Raw genomic sequence first — 24,057 nt, 5'->3', positions numbered from 1 at the left:
CGAATGGGCATTGTGAACTCCAGCCGGTACCCGTGCCGAGCTTCAGGCCACCGGGGCTGTCCGAAGTTGCCGAACGGGCCTGGAAGTGCGCGGTCACACGACGTCGCTCATGGTTTTCTCAGTGTAGACAGAGATTTGGGATTGTGCTGGGTGAGCGGGAGGGAGGTGGTGCGTGGGGCGTCGATAAGCAAATGCGCTGACAGGCTAGACTGTCAGCGTTACGTGTAACCCGAGTACAGGAGGCTAGGCATGGCAGCCAGCAAGATCGATACCGTCGTCAACCTTTGCAAACGCCGCGGACTGGTGTTTCCCGCCGGTGAGATCTACGGCGGTACCCGCTCTGCCTGGGACTACGGCCCGCTCGGTGTTGAGCTGAAGGAGAACATCAAGCGCCAGTGGTGGCGCCACATGGTCACCTCCCGCCCCGACACCGTTGGCGTCGATACTTCGATCATCCTGCCGCGCCAGGTGTGGGAAGCCTCCGGCCACGTCGAGGTGTTTACTGACCCGCTCGTCGAGTCGCTGCACACCAACAAGCGTTACCGTGCCGACCACCTGCTCGAGGCCTACGAGGAGAAGCACGGCCACCCGCCGGCCAACGGGCTCGCCGACATCAACGACCCGGAGACCGGCCAGCCGGGCAACTGGACCGAGCCGAAGGAATTCTCCGGCCTGATGAAGACTTACCTCGGCCCCGTCGACGACAAGGAAGGCCTGCACTACATGCGCCCGGAGACGGCGCAGGGCATCTTCGTCAACTTCAAGAACGTGATGACATCGGCGCGCCTGAAGCCGCCGTTCGGCATCGCCAACATTGGTAAGTCCTTCCGCAACGAGATCACCCCGGGTAACTTCATCTTCCGCACCCGTGAGTTCGAGCAGATGGAGATGGAGTTCTTCGTTAAGCCGGGCGAGGACGAGAAGTGGCACCAGTACTGGATCGACAACCGCTACGACTGGTACGTCGACCTCGGTATTAACCCGGATAACCTGCGCCTTTACGAGCACCCGCAGGAGAAGCTGTCGCACTACTCCAAGCGCACCGTCGACATCGAGTACGCCTACGAGTTCGCTGGCTCCAAGTGGGGCGAGCTTGAGGGCGTGGCCAACCGCACCGACTACGACCTGAAGACGCACGCCGAGGCCTCCGGCGAGGACCTGTCCTACTACGACCAGCAGAACGAGGAGCGTTGGATCCCGTACTGCATCGAGCCCGCCGCCGGTCTTGGCCGCGCCATGATGGCGTTCCTCATCGACGCCTACCACGAGGAGGAGGCACCGAACGCGAAGGGCGGCACCGACACCCGCGTCGTGCTCAAACTGGACCGCCGCCTCGCGCCGGTGAAGGTCGCCGTGCTGCCGCTGTCGAAGAAGCCGGAGCTCGCCGAGCCCGCGCAAGAGCTCGCAACCAAGCTGCGCCAGCACTGGAACGTCGACTTTGACACCTCCGGCGCGATCGGCCGCCGCTACCGCCGCCAGGACGAGACCGGTACCCCGTTCTGCGTGACCTACGACTTCGACTCGCTCGAGGACGGCGCGGTCACCGTGCGCGAGCGCGACACGATGGAGCAGGAGCGCGTGAAGATCGACGAGCTCGAGGCGTACCTGGCCGCCCGTCTGATCGGCTGCTAATGCACTACGTCAGCTGGGATCGCACGGATCGCGACAACCTAAAGCTGCTCGCCGAGGCAGGCCCCGAGGTGCTCGGCGTGTTTACGCACGAGCGGGCGAACGTCGGCGGCGAGCAGTGGGACTTGGTCGTTTCGCCGGAGTCCGGCGCGGTGGCCACCCGCGACGGCGTCGAGATCGTGCGCGCGCATGACTCGCTGAAGCGTTCGCGCCAGATCGCCGTCGAGGTTGAGGGCCGTCGCTACGAGTTTGTGGGCGAGACGTCGCAAAACTGGATCGTCGACGACGCCAACGGCACCAAGGTCGCGCAGTTCACGTCCGATCACAATGGCGTGCGCAAGGCCATCTTGGAGTTCGAGGGCGAGACGAGCCTGCCGCTTATCGACGTCGCGTCGCTGGCCTGGATCTCCCGAGAAATCCTCGAAGCGCGCAAGCTCGTGTCCTCCAACGTGCTGATTGCGACGCTGCTGCTGTTCTCGCTCGTCGCCGTGCTGGTTTTCGTCCTGTGATCTGGCGCGCGCACACGCTGTACCGAGGGCAGGAAGCGCTCGCGGACGTCGCCGTCGCCGACGGCGGCGACGTGCTGCGCTACGGGTGCCACGAGCTGCGTTTTCGCAGCATGAACCCGGCGCGCCTGCGCGCCGTATCCGCCGGCGGTGAAGAGTTTGTGCTGCGGAAGCGTTCGCTGACGGTGTCGCGCTACACCGCGCACTGCGCGGACCGCGACTACACGTTGTCCCGGGTCGGTGTGCGCGGGTGCAGGGAAATTCGCGACGCGGCAGGGCAACTGTGCGCCGTGACGACGCCGAAGCACGACGGCTCGCTCGAGGTGGAACTGCACGCGGCGCTCACGCTGGATCTGGTCTTCATTACGTGGGCGCTGACCTACGTGGATGCGGCGGTGCGGCGCACCTACTACTAGTTGCCGCGCCGATCCGCGGCGACGACGTCTTCGCCCTGGCGCGCGGCGCGGGCGATCTCGCGCAGCAGGTCGCGGATGGTGGGGGAGGCGGAGCAGCGGGCGAGCGATTCGAGCTCGCTGATTTCGGTACCAGTGAGCTTGTGGCTTAGTAACGAGCGCATTGCTTCGCCTCCTCCCTGTTAATCCGGTCTTACTGTTTCAGATTACGACCATTCCGCAGCGTCGGCAACGTTTCATACAGGCAACTAGAACGTGCCGCCGCGGCTCACGTTGCCACCGCCACCGCCGCCGGAGAACCCTCCGCCGCCGAAGCCGCCACCACCGCGGTGGCCGCCGCCACCGCCGCCGGAGAAGATCGCCGCCCACATAGCAGCGCGCGCGACGTCGCTGGCGGTTTGCCGGTTGCGTTGCGCCCGGTAGTTGTCCACGTCGTCCTTGGCTGCCTGGTAGGCGCGGCGGGCGGTGTCGGTGGCGGCACGGGCGTAGTCGATGGCGTTGCGCGTATCGTCGACGCGCCGCCGGTGCGCTTCGGCGTACTGGCGCTGCGACTCTGCGAGCAGCGAGCGCGCATGCGAGCCGATGATGCGGCCGCGGGAGCGGATGAGGTCCTCGGAGGATTGGATTTGGCTGGTGGCCACCCGCATCTGCTGGTCGAAGAGTTGCAGTGCGCGCGATTGGTCGTGGGCGGTGCCTTTGGCGCGGTCGAGTTCGGCGTCGATGCGCGCGTCGACGTCGCTGAGCTCCGTGTAGAGCGCGAGCGGGTCGGTTTCGGCGCGGTTGCCCATCGCCTCCAGCGCGGCGCGGGCGGTGGCGGCGACGCGGTCGAGGGCGTCAGCGTCGATGCGGGCACCCTGCTGGGCGGAGCCCTTGACCTGCTCGATCTCGGTGAGCTCGTCGCGGATTTCCTGGATGAGGGCGGGCAGGTTCGTCTGCGCGTTGCGGAGGTTGTCCTCGGCGTGCTCGATGGCGGCGAGGTTGTGGTCGGCGACGTCGATGGCGTTGGTGGCGGTTGCGAGGACGTCGATAAGCGGGCCCTGCTGGCCGGCGGGCTTGGCGGCGAGTTGCGAGGCCTGTTCGAGCTGCGTCTCCGCCTCGTCGAGTGACTCGCGCGCGACGTCGACGTTGTCGGCGAGCGAGGCCAGCATGTCCTCGGTGTGGCGCTCGCGTAGCTCCGTGAGAAGCGTGGCGGCGGGCTCGAGGCGGGCGCGGATGTCGATCGTGCGGGCGCGCACCTTGTCCACTTCCTCGCCCGCGCGCATGAGGGTGCCGCGCATCTGGTTGAACTCCTCGGTCTTCGCCTGCAGGGCCTGTTCGGCCTCGCCGCAAGAGGAGATGATGTCGATGAGCATGGCGCGCTTTTCCGGCTCGGTTTCCGGGATCGCGTCGTAGAGCTTCTGGTGGGTGTGGAAGGCGCGCTGCAGCGTCGAGGTTGCCTTGTTCATCGCGGCGGTAAAGGGGCGCACGCGGTCGGCACCGAACTCGTCGGAGGCCAGCTTCAGCTCGCTTTTGCCCTGCGTGATGGACTCGTCGGCGGCGACGAGGCGTTCGCGCGCCAGCTCCTCGAGCGTGCTCGTGGGCAGGCGGCCGAGCGAATCCGTGTCACCCGGGGCGAGCTGTTTCGCGGACTCGAGCTGGGCTGCGCCGCGCTTCTTGGAATTACGGCGGCTGGCCGCCCACGCGCCGCCGCCGGCAAGGGCGAGCACGCCGACGCCGCCTGCGGCCCAGCCAGCACCAGAACCGCCGCCGCCGGAAACTGCGGCGTCTGCGGCGGCGAGGCCGGCGCCGGCCCAGTCGTCGTCGACAAGCTTGTCGTAGGCGGCCCTGTCCATCGCGTCAATCTCGCTTTGCTGCCACTCGTCCCCGCCGAACACGCCGTAACCGCGCTCCGACGGCGAGACCACGACCACGGCCGTGTTCGCGCCGTTCGCGGCGACGGCCTGCTCCGCCCACTGCTGCCCTTTCATCCCGCTGAGCGAGGACACGTAGACGATCCGCAGCGACAGGTGCTTCTCCTTCGACACGTTGGCCACGGCCTGCTCGAGTTCGGCGCGTTCGGCGTCGGTGAGCACGCCGGCGTCGTCGGTCACGGGTGCGGTGAGCAAGGCGGGCGCGCTTGCGGCGGGGGCGGCCGGTTGGGCGTGCGCGGGGGCGTCGAGAAGCAGCGGGGCGGCGATCAGCGATGCGGCGGTAAGGATGCGAAGGTAGCGCGAATACATGCCCACCAGCGTAACCGTTACGCTAGATGTCGTGTACACCTACAACTCCGACGACGTGGCGCGCCGCGTTCCCGAGGCCGCGAAGCAGGCGCAGCTTTCGCCCGCCCACGAGACGCGCGACGCCTTCGAGCGTGACCGTGCGCGCGTGTTGCACTCTGCGGCGCTGCGTCGGCTTGCCGACAAAACGCAGGTCGTCGGCCCCCGCGACGGGGACACGCCGCGCACGCGCCTGACGCATTCGCTCGAGGTCGCGCAGATCGCCCGCGGTATCGGCGCCGGGCTCGGCCTGCACCCCGACCTGTGCGAAATGGCCGGCCTGACCCACGACATCGGCCACCCGCCATACGGCCATAACGGCGAAAACGCGCTCAACGCGTGCGCGCCCTGCGGGTTTGAGGGCAACGCGCAGACGCTGCGCATCCTCACCCGCCTTGAGCCCAAAGTGCTTATCGACGCCACCTCATACGGCCTCAACCTCACCCGCGCCAGCCTCGACGCCGCCGTGAAATACCCGCGGACCCGCACGAACGCTGACGGCACGGTCAACCGCAAGTACTCGGCCTACGACGAGGACGCCGACGTGCTCGCCTGGGCGCGCGCCGGGCACACAGATAGTCGGCCGCCGATGGAGGCGCAGGTGATGGATTTCGCCGACGACATCGCCTATTCCGTCCACGACGTGGAAGACGGCATCGTCTCGGGGCGTGTGTCGCTGAAGGTGCTGTGGGACTTCGTGGAACTGGCGGCGCTCGCGGAAAAGGGCGCGGCGGCGTTCGGCGGTACTGCGGACTCGCTCATCGACGCCGCCGATCGGCTGCGTTCCTTGCCCGCGATCGCCGCCGCCGCGGACTTCGACTTCACGCTGCAGTCCTGGACGGGGCTCAAGGCGTTGACCTCGCAGTTGGTGGGCCGCTACGTCGGCGGGGTTACGCAGGCAACGCTTGCAGACGAGGCGAACCAGGCGCTTTCCACCGGGCTTGGCCGCCAGCACGGGGACCTGGTGATCCCGCCGGATGTGGAAGCAGAGGTCCGCCTGCTCAAGACGGTCGCCGTGCTCTACGTGATGGACATCCCCGCGCACCTGGCGCGGCAGGACAGGCAGCGCGAGCGGATCTTCCGCGTCCACGAGTACCTGCGCGCCGGCGCGCCGGGCACGCTGGACACCATCTTCCGCACCTGGTTCGAGGCAGCGGAAACGGATACGGAGCGCGAGCGGGTAATTGTGGACCAGATCGCGTCGATGACGGAGTCGCGGCTGGAGCGGCTGGCGAAGAAGGCCGCCGCGTTCGACGGGTTCTTCTAGCCGCCCTACAGCAGCGCGGCGATCTGCTCGAGGGCGGCGCGCGTACCAATTTCGCCGGGCAGCCACGGCAGCTCGTGCACCGGGACCGGCAGGTCCAACAGCGCGAGCGCGTCGTCCTCGACGCGGCGACGTTGCGCCAAAAACTCGCCCGCCTCATCCGGCGTGCGTCGGTTGACCACCGCGCCGCCGACGTGCACGCCGTGGGATGAGAGTTCTTCGTAGAACTCCATCGACTCCATGACGGGCAGGCGTTCGGCGGTGAGCACGATGTGAAAGACGCACTGGGCGGGGTCGGTAAGGACAGAGCGTAGGTGCTCGAACTTCTTCCGCCGCTTGAGCAGGGTGGAGCGGATCTGCTGGTTGCGGCGGTCGACGGGCGACCCGCCGCCAGAATCGCCGCCCATGCCGCGGACGAGCTCGCTGAACTTGTCCGACTTGTCGCGGCGGGCCAGCAGACCGTCGGTGTAGGCCGCCATGAGCTCGGGCAGCGCCATCAGCCGGGAGGTGTGGCCGGAGGGCGCGGTGTCGAAGATCAGGTGGTCGTAGTCGGAAGCGCCAACCAAATCCGCGATGCGTTCGAGCAGCGCCGCCTCGTGCATGCCGGGGGAGTGGCGCGACATCTCTAGGTGCTTGTCCACCTCTTTGTGGAGGCGCTCCGGCATCATGGCGCGCATCGAGTCGCCGACGGCGCGCAAGTGCTGCGCCGTGATCGCGGCGGGGTCGAGTTCGATGGCGTCGAGGTGGTCCTCGAGGGTGAGCGGGGCGTCGAGAAGCGATTGGCTCCAGATGTGGCCGAGGTTGTGCGCGGGGTCGGTCGAGACGAGCAGAACCCTGCGGCCTCGGGCGGCGAGGCGGACGGCGGAGGCGGCGGAGACGGTCGTCTTGCCGACGCCACCTTTGCCGCCGAAGAACATGACTGGGGCGTCTAGCAGCATGAGATCCCGTCGAGTGGTGAGCGTTCCATGCCCATGCGGGTGTGCCAGGCGTGGAAGTCGTCGTAAAGCAGGGGCAAAAGTTCGAGCGTGTAGGAGCTGGCGGGGTTGGGGATACCGAGCATCTCGGAGGCGACGAGCAGGGTGAACAGGTCGTCCTCTTCGCGCGCGGCGCGGGCGAATTCGCGCCGGTAGGGCGCTTGGTAGAACTCGTTGAGCCCCGCGCCGAACGCGGCCAGCTTAGTGCGCAGGCTCATGGACCGGCGAGTCCTCCCACTCCATCGCCGGCTCGCGGCGCGCCTTGCTGATCGCGGTGATCGCTTCGACGATGACCCAGATCGCGCAGATGATGATGACCACGTCGATGGCAAGCAGCAGCCAGTTGCCGGCCGCAAACAGCGTGCCCAGCTGCAAAATCGCAGCCCACAGCGACATGAGCGTGACAAAGGTCAGCGGGATGAGCAGCGGCAGGGTGGGGCGGCGCAGCTTGGTCAGGATGACCACCAGGATGGACAGGGTAAGGCCTGCCATGAGCTGGTTGGTGGTGCCGAACAGCGGCCAGATGATCATGCCGCCCGAGCCGTCGAGGCCGGTGGAGAACGTCAGGCCGAGCGCGGCGCCGACAGCAATGATGGTGGCGACCAGGCCGGAGAGCTTCACGCCCATGATCTCGGCGATTTCGCCGACGACCATGCGCTGCAGGCGTATGCCGGAGTCCATGGTGGTGGCGGCGAACAGGACGGCCATGGTGGCCAGGATGGTTGCGGACAGGGAGGTCGGGATGCCGAGGCCCTGGTTCATCAGCGCGCCGCCGCCCTCGACGAACGCGTTGACGCCGCCGGCGTTCCACTCGTTGTACACGTTCTCCCAGTCGGTGAGCGTCTTGTAGCCGGCGGTGGTGGCGATAATCGTGCCGAGCGAGAGCAGGCCTTCACCGACCGCGCCGAAGTAGCCAACGAAGCGGGCGTCGGTTTCCTTATCCAGCTGCTTCGCCGAGGTGCCGGAGGCGACGATGCCGTGGAACCCGGAGATCGCGCCGCAGGCGATGGTGACAAATAGCAGCGGGAAGATGCTCGGGGTGCCCTCCGGCACGGCGCTATTGAGCGTCGGCGCGACGATCTCGGGGCGGACGACCAGGAAGGAGGCGTAGAGGATGATCAGGCCGACAAACAGCTGGAGGCCGTTGATGTAGTCGCGCGGCTGCAGCAGCACCCACACGGGCAGCATCGAGGCGATGAAGGCGTAGGTGAACAGCAGGAGAATCCAGATGCCGCGGTCCGGGATGCCCAGGACGGTCTCCGGCAGCGTGACCGGCACGCGGTCGCCGAGCACCATCAGCGCGTAGAGCGCGACCACGCCCACGACCGAGACGAGCGGCAGGTTCCACTTCAGGCGGTAAATGGCCTGGCCGATGAGCAAGGCAACGAGGATCGCGCCCCACGTCGGGATCACGGCCGACGGGGTGGAGATGAGCAGGTTGGAGATCACCACGGCGAACGCAGTGTTGACCATGAGCAGCAGCAGGAAGATGACCACGAGGAAGAGGTTGCGCCCGCGCGCGCCGATGTAGCGGCCGGACAGCGTACCAATCGACTGGCCCTTGTGCCTTTGCGACGCCCACAGCGCCCCCAAGTCATGCAGCCCGGCAAAGAAGACCGTGCCGAGCGTGACCCACAGAAAGGCGGGCAGCCAGCCCCAGATCACGGCGACGGCCGGGCCGATGATCGGCGCGGCACCCGCCACCGAGGTGAAGTGGTGGCCCCACAGCACGTACTTGTTGGTGGGCACGTAGTCCACGCCGTCTTCCATGGTGTGCGCGGGCGTCTCGTAGCTGTCCGAGAGCTGGTAGACGCGCCGGCCGAGGAACTTGGAGTACAAGAGGTATCCCGAGCTCAGCATGGCCAGGCCGATGAATACCAGGAAGAGCGAGTTCATGCGCTCACCTTTCTGTCGGTGTTTCGTGTCACAGTGGGCAAAAGTATGCCACAACTCACAGACCGTTCCCAACGTTGGGCAGCTTGCTTCTCGACGCCCCGTTACGTTTTCCCAGCTCTGTACGATCAAGGGAGTAGAAAGGTTTTATGCATTTCACAGAAAGGAATTCGCCATGCGTCGTTTCTTGGTACCGGTCATCGTCGCGACAGGCCTCGTCGTCCCCGCCACTTCCGCTTCCGCGGCCGACCTCGCGCCGAAGGATGAGAAGACCTGCTCGGTGGTGACCACCGCCGCCGAGCGCGAATTTGCCAAGACCTACGCGGACGAGGAGAAAGACCTCGGCGGCAAACTCCTGGTGGGCAAATGGGTGAGCGCAATCGAGCGCGTCTACCCAGGCGCGGAGACTTACACGGATGTGGAGCTTCTGGCAAAGCTCATGCCGGAATCCCTCGCGCAGCACTACTTGGACGTGCGCGATTCCGCATCGAGCGCGGACATTCCCTTCGGGCCAACCGGGGACGAGATCGCGGAACTTACACACATCGCGGTCGCGGAAGGGGAGAGCCGCCCCACCTACGCCGACCCGCAGGCCAGTGCGCGCGACCGGGCCCACGCGCAGTCGCTGACCAGCGCGTTGCAGCGCCACTTCCCGGGCCTGAAGACAAAGGAGGCAGAGTCGCTCGCGGCGGTGATCCAAAACGACCGCACCGGCGAGTACTTCAACACCCGCCTGGCCTACGAGCACGTGTTGGCGCAGGCCGCGTGGGACTGCCGCGACCTTATGGCAAGCGATGCCAAACTCGCCCACATCGACCTGCCCACGAGCACCCCGCCGCAGCAGGATCCCGCGCCGGGCAGCTCGCAGCCCGAGCAGGGGCGCGCCTCCTCGGCCGGCGCAACAGCTGGTGTCGTGGTGTTCTCCCTGCTCGCGGCGCTTGGCGTTTCACTCGCGCTGCTCGCCACGGTCGGCCCGCAGTTCGGGCTTGCACTCCCGGAGCTGCCGGATCTTTCGAACCTGGCGAACCTCCAGCTCTAGGCCGGATACGCGAATACGTTTTCCGCGGCCCGTTGGCTAGATTAAAGGGGAGAAAGTAGCTCTGCCCAGGAGGTTTGCCAACGTGAGTACGTCGCTTCAGGCCGCGGCCCCCAACCCGAAAGATCTTGCCCGCGCTCCCGGGCTCTTCGGGCAGTCTGTTGCGTGGCTCGCCGTCGCCTGGGGCGTGCTGTGCGTTCTCGCGGGCGTGTTCGACGACCAGGAACCCGCGGGAATGGCCGCCATGGTGCTGGTCGGACTCGCCTTCCTCATCCCCTCGCTGTGGTGGCTGCGCTGCGCGTCCAAAGATAAGAAAGCTGTGCAGCACTACGAGGACACGGTGCGCACCAATGCGTACCTCTCGCAGTTCCTCACCGAGGCCGACCAGGTAGTGATCCAGGGGATGGGCACGCCCCACCCGCCGCGCAAGACCCCGCGCCACTGGCCGGGCGTGATCGCGTTGAGCGCCGTGCTATTTATAGCGAGCGTCATCCTCATGCCGGTAGAGGAAACACCCGCGCCGACTGAGCCGGTGGCAAGCACCACGACCAGCTCGTCCGCGACGAGCACCACGCGCTCATCCGCCGCACTGTCCACCACTCAAAACACGGAAGCGGAGGCCTCGCGCGCCAGCGCAGCCGCCGCGTCCCGCAGCGCCGAAGCCGCCGCGCGGGAAGCCGCGGAACGCGAGGCAGCCGAGCGTGAAGCCGCCGAGCGCGCCCGCGCCGAAGAAGCAGCACGGCTGCAGCGCGAGGCCGAGGAAGCTGAACGCGCGCGCATCGCAGAGCAGCAGCGTCTCGAACAGGAACAGCAGCACCAGTTCGTCGCTCCCGCCCGCGCACCCGAGCCAGCACCGGCGGCCGCGTACTACAAGAACTGCACCGCAGTCTGGAACGCGATCGGCAGTCCGATCTATGCTGGCCAGCCGGGCTACGACAGCCATCTGGATCGCGACGGCGACGGAATCGGGTGCGAGCGGGACCCGCGCTAAATACGTCGCAACTCGCTACCGCACCAGCTCCACGCGGTTGTCCCGGAACACGGCCACGACTTTCCGCGTCTCGTCCGCCGGCAGCTGCCAGTCGCAGGCGACAACGCGCGCCGGGTGCGCCTCGCGCAGCAGGTCCGCGAGCCCGTCGAGGTTTTTCGGTGCCGGCCGCTTCGGCCCAAACACGGCCACGGAAAGCGCGGCGCAGACGTCAGCGACGCTGCCCACCGGCGCGGTGAGCAGTACTGGGTTTCGGCTTCGGCCGTGTCCTGTCCTATACATCGGTCACCTCACAGAAGGATTCGTAGTGGTCGTCGGTGTAGTACCACACCTCTGGGTCGCCCTCGCCGCCAGTGACGATACGCCGCGCGCCGCGGTGTGACACCCCGGGCGTGTCCACGGTGTACTCGCGGTAGTAGCCGAGCTCCTCTTCGGGCAGCACACCCTCGTAGTTGCCGAAGCGGGCGTCGTCGTTGTCGGGGTAGGGGTACGGCCCGCCGTGTTCCACAAGCCCGATCGTGTCCCGCGCTTCCGTGGGCAGGTTCCCACAGGCAGGAATAGCAGTTGCATCAACAGGCGCGTCAACAAACGCGCACGCGCTGCAGAGGCCGGCGAGGGCGACGACGAGCTTTTTCACGCCACGCATTGTTGCACACTACGATTGGGCGCATGGCAAGGGGCAGGATTCCGGAAAGCGATATTGAGGCGATCCGCGAGCGCGCGGCGATCGAAGAGATCGTCGGCGAATACGTCCAGCTCAAGCCGGCCGGGCACGATTCGATGAAGGGCTTAAGCCCTTTCAAGGATGAGAAGACGCCGAGTTTCCACGTTCGTCCCGCCCGCGGCTACTACCACTGCTTTTCTACCGGCAAGGGCGGCGATGTCTTCAACTTCCTCATGGAGTTGGAGCAGCTGACCTTCCCGGAGGCGGTCGAGGCGGTCGCCGACACGATCGGCTACCACATCAACTATCAGGGCGGTTCCACGGGCGCGCGCGACGTCAAGCCCGGTACCCGCAAGCGCCTGCTGGCGGCGAACAAGGCAGCTCACGAGTTCTACCGCGAGCAGCTCGAAACTCCCGAGGCCGAGCCTGGCCGCAATTTCCTGCTGGAGCGCGGCTTCGACAAGGAGCTCATCTACCGCTTCGAGTGCGGCTACGCGCCCGACGGCTGGGACACACTGACCAAGCACCTGCTGCGCCGCGGCTTCGAGGTGCAGGAGCTTATCGCCGCCGGCATTTCCTCCATGGGCCGCCGCGGCCCCATCGACAAGTTCCGCCGCCGCCTGATCTGGCCGATCAAGGACGCCGCCGGCAACACGATCGGCTTCGGCGCCCGCAAGCTTTTCGACGACGACCCCATGGGCAAGTACATGAACACCCAGGACACCTTGCTGTACCACAAGTCCAAGGTGCTCTTCGGCCTGGACTTGGCCAAGCGCAACATTTCCGAGCGTCACCAGACTGTCATCGTCGAGGGCTACACGGACGTGATGGCGATGCACGCCGCGGGCGTGACCACCGCGGTCGCCTCCTGCGGCACCGCCTTCGGTGCGGAGCACCTCGCCGCCATCCGCCGCCACATGTTGGATGACAGTTACTTCCGCGGCGAGCTCATCTACACCTTCGACGGCGACGAGGCCGGCCAGAAGGCCGCGATGCGCGCCTTCGAGGGCGACCAGCAGTTCACCGGCCAGTCCTTCGTCGCCGTCGCGCCCGAGGGCATGGACCCCTGCGATTTGCGCCTGGCCCAGGGCGATGCGGCGCTGCGCGACCTCGTCGCCCGCCGCGTGCCCATGTTCGAGTTCGTCATCGAGTCGCTGCTCAAGGACTACTCACTCGATTCGGCGGAAGGCCGAGTGCAAGCTTTACGACGCACCGTGCCCGTCGTCGCCGCCATCGAAGATCAAGTCCTGCAAAAGGAGTACGCACGCAGGCTGGCCGGTTGGGTGGGCTGGCCCAACCCGGACGAGGTCCTCGACCAGGTCCGCGCCGAGGCAAAACGCCCGAAGAAGGACCAGCGCCGCGTCGCGATAAAGCGTGAAGCAGAATCCGCAGCGCCGGGCCAGCCGCCCGCCCTGCAACCGCCGAACCCGCAGGACCCAATCCTGTGGCCACAGCGCGAAGCGCTTAAGGTCGCGCTGCAGTACCCGGACAAGGCCGGCTCCTACTTCGAGGGCATCAACCCGGACGCGTTTACCAACGACGCCTACCGCCAAGTCCGCGAAGCCATCGGCAACGCCGGCGGGCTCGCCGCCGCAGCCGAGCACGGGCCGAACTTCCTCGCCGCCGTCGCCGGTGAAATGCGCGACCTTGCCGGACGCAATTTCGTCTCCGAGCTTGCCGTCGAGCCGATCCACGCCGACGATATCGACCGCTACGTCGACTCCGTCCTTTCCCGCCTGCAGGAAACTCGCGTGGGCGACCAGATCGCCCAGCTGAAATCCCAGCTCGAGCGCATGCGACCCTCGGAGGAACCGGAGGCCTACAACGCGCTCTTCTCCGACCTGGTCGCGCTCGAGCAGGCGCGTCGGGAGCTCAACGACCGCGCCTCGCGAGCATGAGCGTCCGTCACGTTCGCGTCAGTTTTTCGTACCAAAACAATCACAACGCCCGTAACGCCAGTCGGACAGGCGTAGATGTATAGAGTATGACCAAGAACACACACGCGGCCCGTATCGCCGCCCTCTCAGCAGCTCTTGCACTTTCCGCCACCTCCGTCGTCGGCACCGGTACCGCGCTTGCGGACTCTTTCGATGGCCCCGACTGGACCGGCGGCTACTACGTCCCCGAAAAGGACTACCCCTACGATCCCGGCTACGCCTCTTACTGGCGCAGCTACAAGGTGATCAAGTTCGGGGACCCGAAGTTCTTCGACTACGGCACCCAAGGCGTGCGCGTGGTGGGCAATTACCCCTCCGATCGCATCCTCTGCGTAGCCAACAAGGGCGGGCAGCAGGAGTGCTACGTCAAGGATCAGAAGATCACGGAGTTCTCCGGCTACCCCAGAACGATCACCACGGATTCCAAGATCGCCCCGTTCGCGCCGGTCATCGGCTTCTTCCTGGCGCTTGGCTACAAGTTCAACAACCTCGGCACCGTGGGCGGCGGCCTAAGCAGCTAGTTCTCCGCGTTCTTGCGGATCGCGTACTCCACCGCATCCAGCGGCAGCGACGCATCGTACTCATCGCGCGCCTTCTTCAACGCGGCGAGGTATTCGGCGTAGTCCTCTGCCGTCCAGTCAGCGGTTTTTGCCAGCCCGGCCGCGGCCGCGCGCTTGGAGCAGATGATCACCGGCTTCTCATCAGATGCCTCCTGCGGCCCGGCAAGGAAGTACGCCAGGTGCGAGGCGAACTTCGGCGCAAGCCCGGTCGCCACCAACGCGCCGTAGGCAGAAACGGCGTCCTTGCCTGCAATCCCACGGATTGCCTGGAGCAGCTGGTTCGCGTTGTGCTTGTTGCGCAGGAACTGCTGCAACTGCAGGACCTGGTTGCTCTGGCCTGCGGCATAGGCAAACGCGGCACCGAGGAAGTCGATGATCTGGTCGCGGTTGTAGCCGGAGTCCACCACGTCCTGTGCGAAGAGGAAGACGTCGCGGCGGGTCAGCGACGCGGTCGCGTCGTCGCGGAAGGGCGGGACGCGGCGCAGGTGGTGTGGCCAGCCGGTTTTCCAGCGGATGGGGGAGAAGGTCGACGACGCTGCGGCGACGTCCTCGGCGGTCGGTTTCTGGGCGGCAAGCGCTTCTGCGATAGTCATGCGTCTATCCTTGCATGTCCGCACGCGTTGGTGGCAACGCCCCGCGTTTACAATGCGGTGTATGACTGTGTTGGTGCTTGATGCTCGGTGGCCGCAGATGGTGCCGGTGGACGTTGCGCAAAGGCTCGTGGGTCCGCTGGAGTTTACGGCGGAGGTGCCCATTTCGGTGCGCTGGTCGCTCAACCCTGCCTCCACGGTGGGTACCCCGTGGCTTGTCACGACCGACCCCGACGACCCCCAGGTGCGCGAGCGTGAGAAAGCTGGCGAGGAGATCCTTTCCGTTCCCTCGCTGCAAGACCCGGTGGCCGAGGCAGTCCGCGTCATGGGGCAAGCTCGCCGCCGCGGCGAGTGGGAGCGCACGATGTCGCACGAAAAGCTCGTGCCCTACCTGCGCGAGGAGACAGCGGAGCTCGCCGAGGCCATCGAGTCGGGGGCCAGCGATGAGGAGCTCAAAAAAGAGCTTTCCGACGTCCTCCTGCAAGTCCTCTTCCACGCCGAAATCGCCGCCGAGCGCGAAGCTTTCGACTTCGCGGATGTCGCGGCGGCGTTCGTGGAAAAGATGCGTGTACGCGCCCCGTATTTCTTCGATGGTTCGACGGGGCTCGTAGACGTAGAGACGCAGGAGCGTCTCTGGGCAGAGGGCAAGGCCCGCGAGCAGGCCGAGTAACCCCCGACTAGCGCGTCGGCAGCGCCGGGATTAGGTTGCGGATCTCCGGCAGACCCGCCTGGGAGGACATCTGGGAGCTCATGGCGATGGCCTGGTTGAGCGGGGTGACTTCGTCCGGCTTGACGATGCCGCATTCCAGCGCGCGGTCGCCCAGCGTGTTCACGGTCGGTGCAGCAACGAGGCGCAGCGCGGCGTCCTCGCCGACGGCCTTATTTACGTTGCCCACGAACTCGGAGCGGGTGGTGTTCTCGTTGGCCAGACCAGCGCCGCGCACAACGGTGCGCAGGGCGTTGCAGTCCATGGTCTTCACATTGCCGTTGAGCACGCGCACGAGCTCGGCGTAGTTGGTCTGCGCGTTTGCAGGTGCGGCGAGCGCGCCGAATGCGAGTGCGCCAGCGACGAGGGCGGTGGTGATGCGCTTCATGGTTTTGGATCCTTTCGAATGGGTTCTGGGGAAGCGTCGGCCACGAAGCGTGACCGTCCGCGCAACACTTTACACGTAACTGAAGTGACAGGTGTGAATTGAGTGACCAATGTGACTGTCCGCCAGGCGATTCCCGCCCACTGCCAGCGCTCAATCTGGCGTGGGTAAGCTGTGTCCTCATGACTCACCCCCGCCGCATCGCGAGGGGCTGCGGCTGCGCCGGGCTCCTCGTAGTCATGCTTGCCATCATCTTGGCGATCTCCCTGGTGGCGTGGGTCCTGTCCTTCCTTGGTAAACCATTGCCCGGCCAAACCCGCGAGCCGGTCCCCACCACGATCCCCCCGGCCGCTGCGCAAGCGCCGCCGCTTATTGACGTCCACGGCCCCGGCCGCACCGCCGACCAGCTCGCCGAATGGGCCGGCCCGATCGCAGACGCCACCGGCATCGACCCCCAGGCTGTGCGCGCCTATGGCAACGCCGCGCTTATCGCCGCCGAAGCCTGGCCCACCTGCAACATCACGTGGAACACGCTCGCGGGCATCGGCTGGGTTGAAACCCGCCACGGCACCTATACCGGCCACGCCTTCGACCCGGGCCGGCTCAACGACGCGGGTATCGCCGATCCCCACATCATCGGCCCCGCACTCGACGGCTCGGGCAACTTCGCCACCGTCCACGACACCGACGGCGGGGCACTCGACGGCGACACCGTATACGACCGCGCTTTGGGCCCCATGCAGTTCATCCCGGAGTCCTGGCACCACTACGGTCGCGACGCGGATGGCGACGGCTACCCGAACCCCCAGCAGATCGACGACGCCGCACTCGCCGCCGCCAACCTCCTGTGCGCAAAGGGCGGCGACCTCGCCACCGAACAGGGCTGGCGCGCCGCTGTGTTCGGCTACAACAACTCCAACGACTACGTAGCCAAGGTCCGCGACGCCGCAGCAAACTACGCGCTGAACCAGCCCGCCCGCCGCTAACGGAAAAGATCACACCACGCACAAGCATTTTCGGCGAAGTTCTGGAACAATTGGGGGCTGGAAACTTCCATTCACTCTTCTAAGGAGTTGTGTCCAAAAATGGCTATGATTATCCACGCCTTCGCTCGCGAGATCCTTGATTCCCGCGGTAACCCCACCGTCGAGGCCGAGGTGCTGCTGGACGACATGTCCAACGGTATTGCAGGCGTCCCGTCTGGCGCGTCGACCGGTGTGCACGAGGCGCACGAGCTGCGCGACGGCGGCGACCGCTACCTGGGCAAGGGCGTGCAGAAGGCAGTGGAGAACGTCAACGAGGAGATCGCTGACGCCATCGCCGGCATCGAGGCGGACGACCAGCGTCTGATCGACCAGGCCATGATTGAGCTGGACGGCACCGACAACAAGTCCCGCCTGGGCGCCAACGCCATCCTGGGCGTGTCCATCGCTGCGGCGAAGGCTGCCGCCGAGTCCGCAGGCCTGCCGCTGTACCGCTACATCGGCGGCCCGAACGCCCATATTCTGCCGGTGCCGATGATGAACATCCTCAACGGCGGCTCCCACGCGGACTCCGGCGTGGACGTCCAGGAGTTCATGATCGCCCCGATCGGTGCCAAGACCTTCTCCGAGGCGCTGCGCCAGGGCACCGAGGTCTACCACGCACTCAAGGCAGTCATCAAGGACAAGGGTCTGTCCACCGGCCTGGGTGACGAGGGCGGCTTTGCTCCGTCCGTCGAGTCCACCAAGGCTGCGCTCGACCTCATCGTCGAGGCCATCGAGAAGGCCGGCCTGAAGCCGGGCGAGGACATCGCCCTGGCGCTCGACGTCGCATCCTCTGAGTTCTTCGAGGACGGCGTGTACAAGTTCGAGGGCGGCGAGCACTCCGCCGAGGACATGGCCAAGGTCTACGAGGAGCTGATCAACGAGTACCCGATCGTCTCCATCGAGGACCCGCTGCAGGAGGACGACTGGGAGGGCTACACCAAGCTCACCGCCGCCATCGGCGACAAGGTCCAGATTGTCGGCGACGACTTCTTCGTCACCAACCCGGAGCGCCTCGCCCGCGGCATCGAGGAGAAGGCTGCGAATGCCCTGCTGGTCAAGGTCAACCAGATCGGTACGCTCACCGAGACCTTCGACGCGGTCGACCTCGCGCACCGCAACGGCTACCGCACCATGATGTCGCACCGTTCCGGCGAGACTGAGGACACCACCATCGCCGACCTCGCCGTGGCACTTGGCTGCGGCCAGATCAAGACCGGTGCCCCGGCTCGCTCCGAGCGCGTGGCAAAGTACAACCAGCTGCTGCGCATCGAGCAGGAGCTGGATGACGCTGCCGTGTACGCAGGCCGCTCCGCCTTCCCACGCTTCAAGTAAGCCCTCGCTAATCGACGCCCCCTTCGCCCGGCCCCGTGCCGCGGCCGGAGGGGGCGTTCGCATGCCTGCACTTTCTTGCAGAATTCTTGGGTAACCCTTGGGGCTTTCTGTGTGCGGTCCGATACACTTGTGTATGACGCTTCCCGTGTCATTCCTCGTGCCCAGAAAGGCCCACCACCGTGTACTCCCGCACCCTTGTCGCTATTGCTACGGCAACGTCGCTTACCCTCGCGCTTACCCCGGCCCCGCAGGCGCTCGCCCAAGAGCCGGTAACAGCGACCGCCACCGCCAGCATCAACACTGACACTGAGCCTGCGGAGACATCCCCGCAGTCCTACGAGGATGAGCTCGCCGTGTGGCAAGAGCGCCTGGCGGCCGCGGAACAGACTGTCGCCGAGGCAGAAGCGAAGCTGGTAGAGGCACAGTCCGCAGAGGACTCCCAACGCGAGCAAGTGGATACCGCATTAGAGAACCTCGAAGCGGCTAAAACACAGCACGCGCAGGCGAAGGCCGAACTCGCCAAGCTTGACATAGCTGCACTTGAGGCGGCGCAGCAGGACGCGAAGAACGCTGTCGCGGAAGCGGAGCGCACCCTGCGCGAAGCTAACCAGTCCGTCAGCGACGCACGCGCCGCTCAAGATGCTGCAGACTCCGAGCTCGCTGAGGCGGTTGCCAAGCGCGACGAGCAGCAGCAACTCGTGGACGACACCGAAGATGCCCTGCGCAAGTTTGCACAGGAGCGCGAGAACGCCACGAATGCGCTCGCAGAGACCAAGCGTCGCGACGAGACTGGGGCGGACTACTCCCAAGACGACTGGAAACGACTCACTGCCCAGGCAGTTGAAGAGATGATTAACCAATACCGTCGTGCGCACGGTCTGCACGAGCTTGTTACGCACCCGGTATACCGGGCGCAGGCGGAGGCGTGGTCGCGTCAGATGGTGTGGGATTATGACACCACAGGCAGCAAAGAGTCGTTCCGCCACTCTGATGGCGAGACCTGGGGGCATTCGGGCGAAAACATCATGTACAACTTTGTCGACGACTGGCAGTCCGACCCCGCAACCTGGGACCGCAATTCGTGGCACAACATGCCTTACAAACTCTTCGATGGCTGGCGCGAGTCCTCTGGGCACAACAAGAACATGCTCTCGCCGACCTCCCAGGGCATGGCGGTTGGCATCGAGGTTGCTCACGACGGCCGCGTTTACGCCACCACCATGTTCTTCATCGAGGACACGCGCCTGAAAAATGGTGCGTTCTACTCCGAAGACGGCATGACCACCAAAGCGAAGGCAAGTGGCGAACCGTTTTACCTGCCTCACGGCGCGATCGAGGTGATGCGGGCCAAGCGGCTGACTAACCCGGAGTACAACCCCGGCGAAAAGCCTTCCTACGCTCTGGTGAATACTTCTGGCCTGGACAAGTCGCGGGGCAAGTCCACCGCACTGGACTCGCGCGTCACGCCCGTTGATTATGACGAAGAGATCAAGGCACTCAACGCGTACATTGCACTGGTGGATGCCTACACGGAAAAGATCAACGAACTGCTGCCTGAGCGTCAGGCAACGCTCGAGCAGCTTATCGACGTCGCCACATCCGCCAACCAACACGCAACCGACACCGCCGCACGCCTGCGAGACGCACAGGACACGGCCGGTCGCGCCGAGGGAGTATTGAGTAGCGAGCGGACTGCACTCGACGACGCCACCGCGGCACTCGAAAACGCGAAGGCCACCCCACGCGAGCCTTTCGAGCAGGCTGTCGCTGATGCCAACGCCGCGGTCAGGGAATCCACTGCCACTGTGGAGCGTCAGGAGGAAGAACTGGCTGCACGCCAGTCAGCGCGAGTGGACGCGCAAGCAGCGCTTGACCAAGTCAACGCGGAGCTCAAGCGCGTACAAAGCGAAAAGCCGGCACCTCCGACGAAAGTAGCGACCGAAGAGGGGAGCAGCACCGCAGGCACCGCAGTTGTCGTCATCGTGGCGCTGCTGGCAATCCTCGCGGCCGGCATCGCGCTTGCACCACAGCTGGGCATCACGATCGCTTAGCGCAGCGTGCCAGCTGAACTCGTACGCCTGCCCGCGCGCCTTCGCACCCGGGCAACCCGACGGGCTAGACTCAACAACCACTATGTCCCCACGCGCATCGCAGTCCCCGAACCGGAAACGCGGGCGAGGCAAAACGCCCCGCACCGTTCCGGTGGCCTCCCGCGAGCGCGGCAAGGACCAACGCGCAGCCAAGGCAACGGCGAAGAAGCGCCGCCTCCCGGCAATGTTCCAACAGGACATCACCAGCACCGCTATCCTGATCGCCCTGGTGATCGCGGTACTGATTGCCATCGCCGTCCCGCTGCGCAACTACTACGAAGGCCGCGCCGAGATCGCGCGTGCACAGTCCTCCATCGAACAACTCGAGCGCCGCAAGGCGGAGCTAGAAGAGGACATCGCCAAGTACGAGGACCCCGCCTACGTGGAGCAGGAGGCGCGCCGCCGCCTCGGCGTGATGGCGGAAGGGGAGTCCGCGTGGCGCATCATCGACCCGCGCATGTCCCACAGTCCGTCCATCACCACCGACGAGGTTCCCGACGAGCGCTCCTGGAGCGAAGTCATGTGGGATTCACTCCGTGAGCTTCCGGAGGCGGAGAAACCGGCTCCTGAGCCCGCGGAACAAACCGAGCAACCGGCAGATGTGTCCGAGACCGATCTCACCTCAGTTGTTCCAGAGGAAGTTGCGGGATTTACCGAGGACACCGAGGAATAGCGATAATGAACTGATTTGCTCTTGCCAGAGATGCGTCGGCACAGTAGCCTTGGGCGTAGGCACCAACCCGAGAAGGATAAAGCTGGGTTCCCGAATGGGAGTAAGGCTTTAGGCCGAGAATTCCTTTGCTCCGGGGGTTGGTGTCTTTTACTTGGGTAAGCGACAAAATGTGTGCTTTACTTTGCGCTGGTTGAATGGTGTTTTAGTTTGTCTAGGTACGTATCCGGCTCCTTAGAGAGGCGTTCCACGATGAACTCGATTGCTCGTTGGCTATAGACGTAATAGGGGTTTTCATCTGCGCTATTTCGGTTGTAACTGAACCTGCTATCGCCCTTGAAGTTATGGCCCTTCACAAAGAGGTTGAAATGAAATTTGTTAAATCGCGGGATCTCCTCTCCGCCGAAGAATATCTTCACGCCTCGACCTTTTAAGCGCGCATTAACCTTTTCGATGCACGCGCTAGTTCGAAATGGGTAATAACTACTGGCATCGCGAATATCTTTCACAATGCTTACCCCCTCGCGGGCGTCTTTGGTGACAAAGACATCAGGTCAGCGTCTTGCTGGCGTTTCACTAAGCGAAGAGAAGTTTCATATACGGCGGCGACAGAACTATTTCCTTCGTCTCCCACAACGCCGGCCAAGTCCCTCTGGTTCTCGAGAAGCTTTTTGGCAACGGCAGGGTCGTATTTAGCCCGGATCACTTCGGGTTCGATCGACCCTCTTCGCACGGCCAGTGTGAGATGGTTTTCTGGCATGATGTCGCTCACCGAATCGCCGTGGAGGTTTTCCAGCTGCTCCGCGTAGTTTGTCACCGCTGCTTGCAGAAAAGGACCATAGAAGAGTTCGTACTCATCAGTAATGAAATGAGTGTTCGTATTTCGAAACCTGATGAGCTCGCGCATGTTCACCCGCAGCGGTGATTTGTCGTTGGAGAAAATCCTTTTGAGGCAGTCTTCGAGCGAGATTGTTCGATCGGGATTGTCGGGGTAGTAAATTGCCTCCAGGCCCTCTTCTGCAATCAGGTGCGCTTTGAGCATGAGCTCCCATGCGTTACAAAGAAAAATTGAGCAAGCTTCTGCGTGGTATCGCAGCGTTGGGCGGTTATAAAGTTCGACAGCTAGTGCGAAGGCCTCCTTGCTCTTGTCGAGCAAACGTTTCGCAACATGGTCGCCGCTCGCTTGGTGCACCTTTTCGTCGCTCATAAGAGAAGAGCCTAGTGATTCATGGCATTCTCCGTTGCTCTCTCAAGAAGCCTAATCCGATTCCTGTCCGAGCACCCACCCCGCCCTGTGCCACAATATGGCTCATGCAACATGAATCACCCACCCCGGAGGATCTCGCCACAGTCGCCGACCAGCTCGGCCGCGTACCCCGCGGCGTGCTCGCGATCGCCTACCGCACGCCCGACGGCCAGCCCGCCGTGCTCAAGACCGCCCCAAAGCTTGACGACGGCACGCCGTTCCCCACCCTCTACTACCTCACAGACCCACGTCTCACCGCCGAAGCGTCCCGCCTCGAAGTCGCCCAGGTAATGAAGTGGATGGAGTCCCGGCTTAACGAGGACTCCGACAGCGGCGAAGCCCTGCGCAAGGACTACCTCGCCGCGCACGAGCACTACCTCGCTAAGCGTAACGCCATCGAAGACCTGGGTACCGACTTCTCCGGCGGCGGTATGCCAGAACGTGTGAAGTGCCTCCACGTGCTTATCGCCTACGCTCTCGCCGAAGGCCCCGGCCGCGTCCGCTTCGGCGACGAAGCCGTCGCCCTCGCCGCCGAGCACGGCAACCTGCGTGGTGCCGCGATTCCTGCGGACTGGCCCACGCTCGAGGACCTCGGCATTACCCTCGACGAGGCGGGGGAGGGGCTTGCATGAGTCTCCCGCTGACCGTCGCTGCTGTCGACTGCGGCACCAATTCCATCCGCCTGCTCATTACCCGCCGAGAAGCCGACGGCACGCTCACCGAGCTCACCCGCGAGAACACCATCGTCCGTCTCGGCCAAGGCGTCGACGAAACCGGCCGCTTCAACCCGGAGGCGATCGAGCGCACCCGTCAGGCGCTTGCCGCCTACACCGAACGAATGCGCGCCGAAGGCGTGGAGCGCGTACGCATGGTCGCCACCTCAGCAACCCGCGATGCGGAAAACCGCGAAGACTTCTTCGCCATGACCCGCGAGCTCCTCGGCCAGATTCAGGAGGGCGCGCAGGCTGAGGTCATCTCCGGCGACGAAGAGGCGCACCTGTCGTTCCGGGGAGCCACCGCGGACATCGACCCCGCACGTGGCCCCTTCTGTGTTATTGACCTAGGCGGCGGCTCCACCGAGTTCGTTATGGAGCAGGGGGCACGTTCCACCCAGATGGGCTGCGTGCGCGTCACGGAGCGTTTCATGCCCACCGACCCGCCGACCGAGGAGGAAACGGCAGCAGCCCGCAGCTACATCCGCGAGCGCATCGCAGAAGCCGCTGAGGCCGTCCCCTTTGACCAGGCGCGCACCTTCGTGGGCTGTGCGGGGACCTTTACGACGCTCTCCGCGCTTGCCCAGGGCCTCGACTCCTACGACCCGGAGCACATCCATATGTCGGAAGTCCCCTTCAACCGCATGCGAGAGGTCACGGCGGATCTGCGCTCCCGCACCGCAAAGCAGCGCCTCGAATACGGGCCGATGCACCCCGGGCGAGCAGACGTAATCGGCTCCGGCTCGACAGTCGTGGAGGAAATGATGGACGCCTTCGAGAGAGAAGCCGGCGCATCCGCCTTCATCATTAGTGAGAAAGACATCCTCGACGGGATTGTCGCCAGTCTGCTCGAGGACTAGTCCTCGTCGGGCTCGAGGATTTGGTCTTCGATCTCCGCGTTCTTCCTGTCCCGCAGCTTGCGCCCCTTGCGCAAGTCCTTCACCTCGCGCATGCGCGGCTCCGGGTCGATTTTATTTGCAATGGCCTTGCGGGTGGACTCCACCACCTGCTTGGTCACCGGCGAGTTCATCGCCGCCTGGGTGGCGTTAACGATCTGGTGGTAGCGCTTGCGGCCGGCCTTCGTGCCGAACACGTACCCGGCGGCTGCTCCGACAACGAATTGGTACATGGCTACCACAATACTGATGAGGCATGCTGAGACAACGCCATCACGGTCG

Annotated in this window: 27 protein-coding genes; 15 read left to right on the top strand and 12 right to left on the bottom strand. The window is 65.1% G+C overall.

The window, feature by feature from the left end; translation table 11 throughout:
- Positions 1–249 precede the first annotated feature (249 nt).
- The 3 genes from CIMIT_RS08785 to CIMIT_RS08775 are packed head-to-tail and all read left to right on the top strand — an operon-like array spanning position 250 to position 2,551.
- Positions 250–1,632, top strand: coding sequence for a glycine--tRNA ligase (locus tag CIMIT_RS08785; protein ID WP_038591851.1), 1,383 nt, complete (start codon positions 250–252; stop codon positions 1,630–1,632).
- Positions 1,632–2,138, top strand: a complete 507-nt coding sequence (locus CIMIT_RS08780) for a hypothetical protein (RefSeq protein ID WP_038591848.1) — start codon at positions 1,632–1,634, stop codon at positions 2,136–2,138. The genes CIMIT_RS08785 and CIMIT_RS08780 overlap by 1 nt, the downstream gene beginning before the upstream one ends.
- Positions 2,135–2,551: a hypothetical protein gene (locus CIMIT_RS08775; protein ID WP_051904910.1), complete on the top strand. Its 417-nt coding sequence runs from the start codon at positions 2,135–2,137 to the stop codon at positions 2,549–2,551. Before CIMIT_RS08780 ends, CIMIT_RS08775 begins: the two co-directional genes overlap by 4 nt.
- Here the strand turns inward: CIMIT_RS08775 and CIMIT_RS12735 are convergent.
- Both CIMIT_RS12735 and CIMIT_RS08770 read right to left on the bottom strand, forming a co-directional pair.
- Positions 2,548–2,712, bottom strand: a complete 165-nt coding sequence (locus tag CIMIT_RS12735; protein ID WP_157727811.1) for a hypothetical protein — start codon at positions 2,710–2,712, stop codon at positions 2,548–2,550. The two genes, CIMIT_RS08775 and CIMIT_RS12735, sit on opposite strands and share 4 nt — an antisense overlap.
- Positions 2,713–2,796: 84 nt before the next feature.
- Entirely contained in the window at positions 2,797–4,767 is a 1,971-nt protein-coding gene (locus CIMIT_RS08770) for a TPM domain-containing protein (RefSeq protein WP_038594581.1), read from the bottom strand.
- Here CIMIT_RS08770 and CIMIT_RS08765 point away from each other — a divergent pair.
- Positions 4,766–6,070: a deoxyguanosinetriphosphate triphosphohydrolase gene (locus tag CIMIT_RS08765; protein WP_038591845.1), complete on the top strand. Its 1,305-nt coding sequence runs from the start codon at positions 4,766–4,768 to the stop codon at positions 6,068–6,070. The two genes, CIMIT_RS08770 and CIMIT_RS08765, sit on opposite strands and share 2 nt — an antisense overlap.
- Positions 6,071–6,075: 5 nt before the next feature.
- Here CIMIT_RS08765 and CIMIT_RS08760 read toward each other — a convergent pair whose 3' ends face one another.
- The 3 genes from CIMIT_RS08760 to CIMIT_RS08750 are packed head-to-tail and all read right to left on the bottom strand — an operon-like array spanning position 6,076 to position 8,937.
- A complete protein-coding gene (locus CIMIT_RS08760) occupies positions 6,076–7,005 on the bottom strand; it encodes an ArsA family ATPase (protein ID WP_197697007.1) in 930 nt (309 codons plus the stop codon).
- The gene (locus CIMIT_RS08755; protein ID WP_038591842.1) at positions 6,996–7,259 is read right to left on the bottom strand and encodes a cory-CC-star protein; all 264 of its coding nucleotides are present in this window, start codon (positions 7,257–7,259) and stop codon (positions 6,996–6,998) included. The genes CIMIT_RS08760 and CIMIT_RS08755 overlap by 10 nt, the downstream gene beginning before the upstream one ends.
- Positions 7,243–8,937: a carbon starvation CstA family protein gene (locus tag CIMIT_RS08750; RefSeq protein ID WP_038591839.1), complete on the bottom strand. Its 1,695-nt coding sequence runs from the start codon at positions 8,935–8,937 to the stop codon at positions 7,243–7,245. Before CIMIT_RS08750 ends, CIMIT_RS08755 begins: the two co-directional genes overlap by 17 nt.
- Positions 8,938–9,109: 172 nt before the next feature.
- Between CIMIT_RS08750 and CIMIT_RS08745 the strand changes: the two genes are divergently transcribed.
- Together CIMIT_RS08745 and CIMIT_RS12985 are read left to right on the top strand one after the other, a co-directional pair.
- Positions 9,110–9,973, top strand: a complete 864-nt coding sequence (locus CIMIT_RS08745; RefSeq protein ID WP_038591835.1) for a hypothetical protein — start codon at positions 9,110–9,112, stop codon at positions 9,971–9,973.
- An 82-nt stretch (positions 9,974–10,055) separates the two neighbouring features.
- A complete protein-coding gene (locus CIMIT_RS12985; RefSeq protein ID WP_051904909.1) occupies positions 10,056–10,961 on the top strand; it encodes an excalibur calcium-binding domain-containing protein in 906 nt (301 codons plus the stop codon).
- A 15-nt stretch (positions 10,962–10,976) separates the two neighbouring features.
- Here CIMIT_RS12985 and CIMIT_RS08735 read toward each other — a convergent pair whose 3' ends face one another.
- Both CIMIT_RS08735 and CIMIT_RS08730 read right to left on the bottom strand, forming a co-directional pair.
- Entirely contained in the window at positions 10,977–11,240 is a 264-nt protein-coding gene (locus tag CIMIT_RS08735; RefSeq protein WP_144311837.1) for a hypothetical protein, read from the bottom strand.
- Positions 11,233–11,604: a guanyl-specific ribonuclease gene (locus CIMIT_RS08730; protein ID WP_084674322.1), complete on the bottom strand. Its 372-nt coding sequence runs from the start codon at positions 11,602–11,604 to the stop codon at positions 11,233–11,235. The genes CIMIT_RS08735 and CIMIT_RS08730 overlap by 8 nt, the downstream gene beginning before the upstream one ends.
- Before the next feature lie 23 nt (positions 11,605–11,627).
- Between CIMIT_RS08730 and dnaG the strand changes: the two genes are divergently transcribed.
- Both dnaG and CIMIT_RS08720 read left to right on the top strand, forming a co-directional pair.
- The gene (gene dnaG, locus CIMIT_RS08725; RefSeq protein ID WP_038591830.1) at positions 11,628–13,520 is read left to right on the top strand and encodes a DNA primase; all 1,893 of its coding nucleotides are present in this window, start codon (positions 11,628–11,630) and stop codon (positions 13,518–13,520) included.
- Positions 13,521–13,606: 86 nt separating this feature from the next.
- Positions 13,607–14,080, top strand: a complete 474-nt coding sequence (locus CIMIT_RS08720) for a hypothetical protein (RefSeq protein WP_038591827.1) — start codon at positions 13,607–13,609, stop codon at positions 14,078–14,080.
- Here the strand turns inward: CIMIT_RS08720 and CIMIT_RS08715 are convergent.
- Complete coding sequence (locus CIMIT_RS08715) at positions 14,077–14,712, bottom strand: 8-oxoguanine DNA glycosylase OGG fold protein (RefSeq protein ID WP_038591824.1); 636 nt, start codon at positions 14,710–14,712, stop codon at positions 14,077–14,079. The two genes, CIMIT_RS08720 and CIMIT_RS08715, sit on opposite strands and share 4 nt — an antisense overlap.
- 61 nt (positions 14,713–14,773) lie before the next feature.
- On the opposite strand from CIMIT_RS08715, the gene CIMIT_RS08710 reads away from it, so the two are divergent.
- Complete coding sequence (locus tag CIMIT_RS08710) at positions 14,774–15,379, top strand: MazG nucleotide pyrophosphohydrolase domain-containing protein (protein WP_038591820.1); 606 nt, start codon at positions 14,774–14,776, stop codon at positions 15,377–15,379.
- A 7-nt stretch (positions 15,380–15,386) separates the two neighbouring features.
- Here the strand turns inward: CIMIT_RS08710 and CIMIT_RS08705 are convergent, their stop codons facing one another.
- Positions 15,387–15,803, bottom strand: a complete 417-nt coding sequence (locus CIMIT_RS08705; RefSeq protein WP_038591817.1) for a hypothetical protein — start codon at positions 15,801–15,803, stop codon at positions 15,387–15,389.
- Positions 15,804–15,982: 179 nt separating this feature from the next.
- On the opposite strand from CIMIT_RS08705, the gene CIMIT_RS08700 reads away from it, so the two are divergent.
- The 4 genes from CIMIT_RS08700 to CIMIT_RS08685 all read left to right on the top strand — a co-directional run bounded on the left by CIMIT_RS08700 (position 15,983) and on the right by CIMIT_RS08685 (position 20,923).
- Complete coding sequence (locus tag CIMIT_RS08700; protein ID WP_038591814.1) at positions 15,983–16,786, top strand: lytic murein transglycosylase; 804 nt, start codon at positions 15,983–15,985, stop codon at positions 16,784–16,786.
- Between the two features lie 99 nt (positions 16,787–16,885).
- Positions 16,886–18,160: a phosphopyruvate hydratase gene (gene eno / locus CIMIT_RS08695; protein ID WP_038591811.1), complete on the top strand. Its 1,275-nt coding sequence runs from the start codon at positions 16,886–16,888 to the stop codon at positions 18,158–18,160.
- A gap of 179 nt (positions 18,161–18,339) precedes the next feature.
- Entirely contained in the window at positions 18,340–20,211 is a 1,872-nt protein-coding gene (locus CIMIT_RS08690; protein WP_038591808.1) for a CAP domain-containing protein, read from the top strand.
- An 82-nt stretch (positions 20,212–20,293) separates the two neighbouring features.
- Positions 20,294–20,923, top strand: coding sequence for an FtsB family cell division protein (locus tag CIMIT_RS08685; protein ID WP_084674321.1), 630 nt, complete (start codon positions 20,294–20,296; stop codon positions 20,921–20,923).
- A 176-nt stretch (positions 20,924–21,099) separates the two neighbouring features.
- Here CIMIT_RS08685 and CIMIT_RS13045 read toward each other — a convergent pair whose 3' ends face one another.
- Both CIMIT_RS13045 and CIMIT_RS13040 read right to left on the bottom strand, forming a co-directional pair.
- Positions 21,100–21,429 carry a hypothetical protein gene (locus tag CIMIT_RS13045; RefSeq protein ID WP_268870432.1) on the bottom strand — a complete coding sequence of 110 codons (330 nt, stop codon included), beginning with the start codon at positions 21,427–21,429 and terminating at the stop codon, positions 21,100–21,102.
- A gap of 5 nt (positions 21,430–21,434) precedes the next feature.
- Entirely contained in the window at positions 21,435–22,127 is a 693-nt protein-coding gene (locus tag CIMIT_RS13040) for a DUF3644 domain-containing protein (protein ID WP_268870431.1), read from the bottom strand.
- A 104-nt stretch (positions 22,128–22,231) separates the two neighbouring features.
- Here CIMIT_RS13040 and CIMIT_RS08675 point away from each other — a divergent pair, with 104 nt between their 5' ends.
- Positions 22,232–22,798, top strand: coding sequence for a DUF501 domain-containing protein (locus CIMIT_RS08675; protein WP_038591805.1), 567 nt, complete (start codon positions 22,232–22,234; stop codon positions 22,796–22,798).
- Positions 22,795–23,739, top strand: coding sequence for a Ppx/GppA phosphatase family protein (locus tag CIMIT_RS08670; protein WP_038591802.1), 945 nt, complete (start codon positions 22,795–22,797; stop codon positions 23,737–23,739). Before CIMIT_RS08675 ends, CIMIT_RS08670 begins: the two co-directional genes overlap by 4 nt.
- Here the strand turns inward: CIMIT_RS08670 and CIMIT_RS08665 are convergent.
- Complete coding sequence (locus CIMIT_RS08665) at positions 23,736–24,008, bottom strand: hypothetical protein (protein ID WP_038591799.1); 273 nt, start codon at positions 24,006–24,008, stop codon at positions 23,736–23,738. The genes CIMIT_RS08670 and CIMIT_RS08665 overlap by 4 nt on opposite strands.
- Between the last annotated feature and the right edge of the window lie 49 nt (positions 24,009–24,057).

Origin of the sequence: Corynebacterium imitans, from assembly GCF_000739455.1 — a bacterium.
GTDB lineage: Bacteria > Actinomycetota > Actinomycetes > Mycobacteriales > Mycobacteriaceae > Corynebacterium > Corynebacterium imitans.
This window is presented reverse-complemented; position numbering and strand designations above follow the sequence as displayed.

What these genes read in the sequence shown, in the direction of transcription:
- CIMIT_RS08785 (WP_038591851.1), top strand. Translation starts at nt 250, where the DNA reads ATGGCAGCCAGCAAGATCGATACCGTCGTCAACCTTTGCAAACGCCGC.
- CIMIT_RS08780 (WP_038591848.1), top strand. Translation starts at nt 1,632, where the DNA reads ATGCACTACGTCAGCTGGGATCGCACGGATCGCGACAACCTAAAGCTG.
- CIMIT_RS12735 (WP_157727811.1), bottom strand. Translation starts at nt 2,712, where the DNA reads ATGCGCTCGTTACTAAGCCACAAGCTCACTGGTACCGAAATCAGCGAG.
- CIMIT_RS08765 (WP_038591845.1), top strand. Translation starts at nt 4,766, where the DNA reads ATGCCCACCAGCGTAACCGTTACGCTAGATGTCGTGTACACCTACAAC.
- CIMIT_RS08770 (WP_038594581.1), bottom strand. Translation starts at nt 4,767, where the DNA reads ATGTATTCGCGCTACCTTCGCATCCTTACCGCCGCATCGCTGATCGCC.
- CIMIT_RS08760 (WP_197697007.1), bottom strand. Translation starts at nt 7,005, where the DNA reads ATGCTGCTAGACGCCCCAGTCATGTTCTTCGGCGGCAAAGGTGGCGTC.
- CIMIT_RS08755 (WP_038591842.1), bottom strand. Translation starts at nt 7,259, where the DNA reads ATGAGCCTGCGCACTAAGCTGGCCGCGTTCGGCGCGGGGCTCAACGAG.
- CIMIT_RS08750 (WP_038591839.1), bottom strand. Translation starts at nt 8,937, where the DNA reads ATGAACTCGCTCTTCCTGGTATTCATCGGCCTGGCCATGCTGAGCTCG.
- CIMIT_RS08745 (WP_038591835.1), top strand. Translation starts at nt 9,110, where the DNA reads ATGCGTCGTTTCTTGGTACCGGTCATCGTCGCGACAGGCCTCGTCGTC.
- CIMIT_RS08735 (WP_144311837.1), bottom strand. Translation starts at nt 11,240, where the DNA reads ATGTATAGGACAGGACACGGCCGAAGCCGAAACCCAGTACTGCTCACC.
- CIMIT_RS08730 (WP_084674322.1), bottom strand. Translation starts at nt 11,604, where the DNA reads ATGCGTGGCGTGAAAAAGCTCGTCGTCGCCCTCGCCGGCCTCTGCAGC.
- dnaG (WP_038591830.1), top strand. Translation starts at nt 11,628, where the DNA reads ATGGCAAGGGGCAGGATTCCGGAAAGCGATATTGAGGCGATCCGCGAG.
- CIMIT_RS08720 (WP_038591827.1), top strand. Translation starts at nt 13,607, where the DNA reads ATGACCAAGAACACACACGCGGCCCGTATCGCCGCCCTCTCAGCAGCT.
- CIMIT_RS08715 (WP_038591824.1), bottom strand. Translation starts at nt 14,712, where the DNA reads ATGACTATCGCAGAAGCGCTTGCCGCCCAGAAACCGACCGCCGAGGAC.
- CIMIT_RS08710 (WP_038591820.1), top strand. Translation starts at nt 14,774, where the DNA reads ATGACTGTGTTGGTGCTTGATGCTCGGTGGCCGCAGATGGTGCCGGTG.
- CIMIT_RS08705 (WP_038591817.1), bottom strand. Translation starts at nt 15,803, where the DNA reads ATGAAGCGCATCACCACCGCCCTCGTCGCTGGCGCACTCGCATTCGGC.
- CIMIT_RS08700 (WP_038591814.1), top strand. Translation starts at nt 15,983, where the DNA reads ATGACTCACCCCCGCCGCATCGCGAGGGGCTGCGGCTGCGCCGGGCTC.
- eno (WP_038591811.1), top strand. Translation starts at nt 16,886, where the DNA reads ATGGCTATGATTATCCACGCCTTCGCTCGCGAGATCCTTGATTCCCGC.
- CIMIT_RS08685 (WP_084674321.1), top strand. Translation starts at nt 20,294, where the DNA reads ATGTCCCCACGCGCATCGCAGTCCCCGAACCGGAAACGCGGGCGAGGC.
- CIMIT_RS13040 (WP_268870431.1), bottom strand. Translation starts at nt 22,127, where the DNA reads ATGAGCGACGAAAAGGTGCACCAAGCGAGCGGCGACCATGTTGCGAAA.
- CIMIT_RS08675 (WP_038591805.1), top strand. Translation starts at nt 22,232, where the DNA reads ATGCAACATGAATCACCCACCCCGGAGGATCTCGCCACAGTCGCCGAC.
- CIMIT_RS08670 (WP_038591802.1), top strand. Translation starts at nt 22,795, where the DNA reads ATGAGTCTCCCGCTGACCGTCGCTGCTGTCGACTGCGGCACCAATTCC.
- CIMIT_RS08665 (WP_038591799.1), bottom strand. Translation starts at nt 24,008, where the DNA reads ATGTACCAATTCGTTGTCGGAGCAGCCGCCGGGTACGTGTTCGGCACG.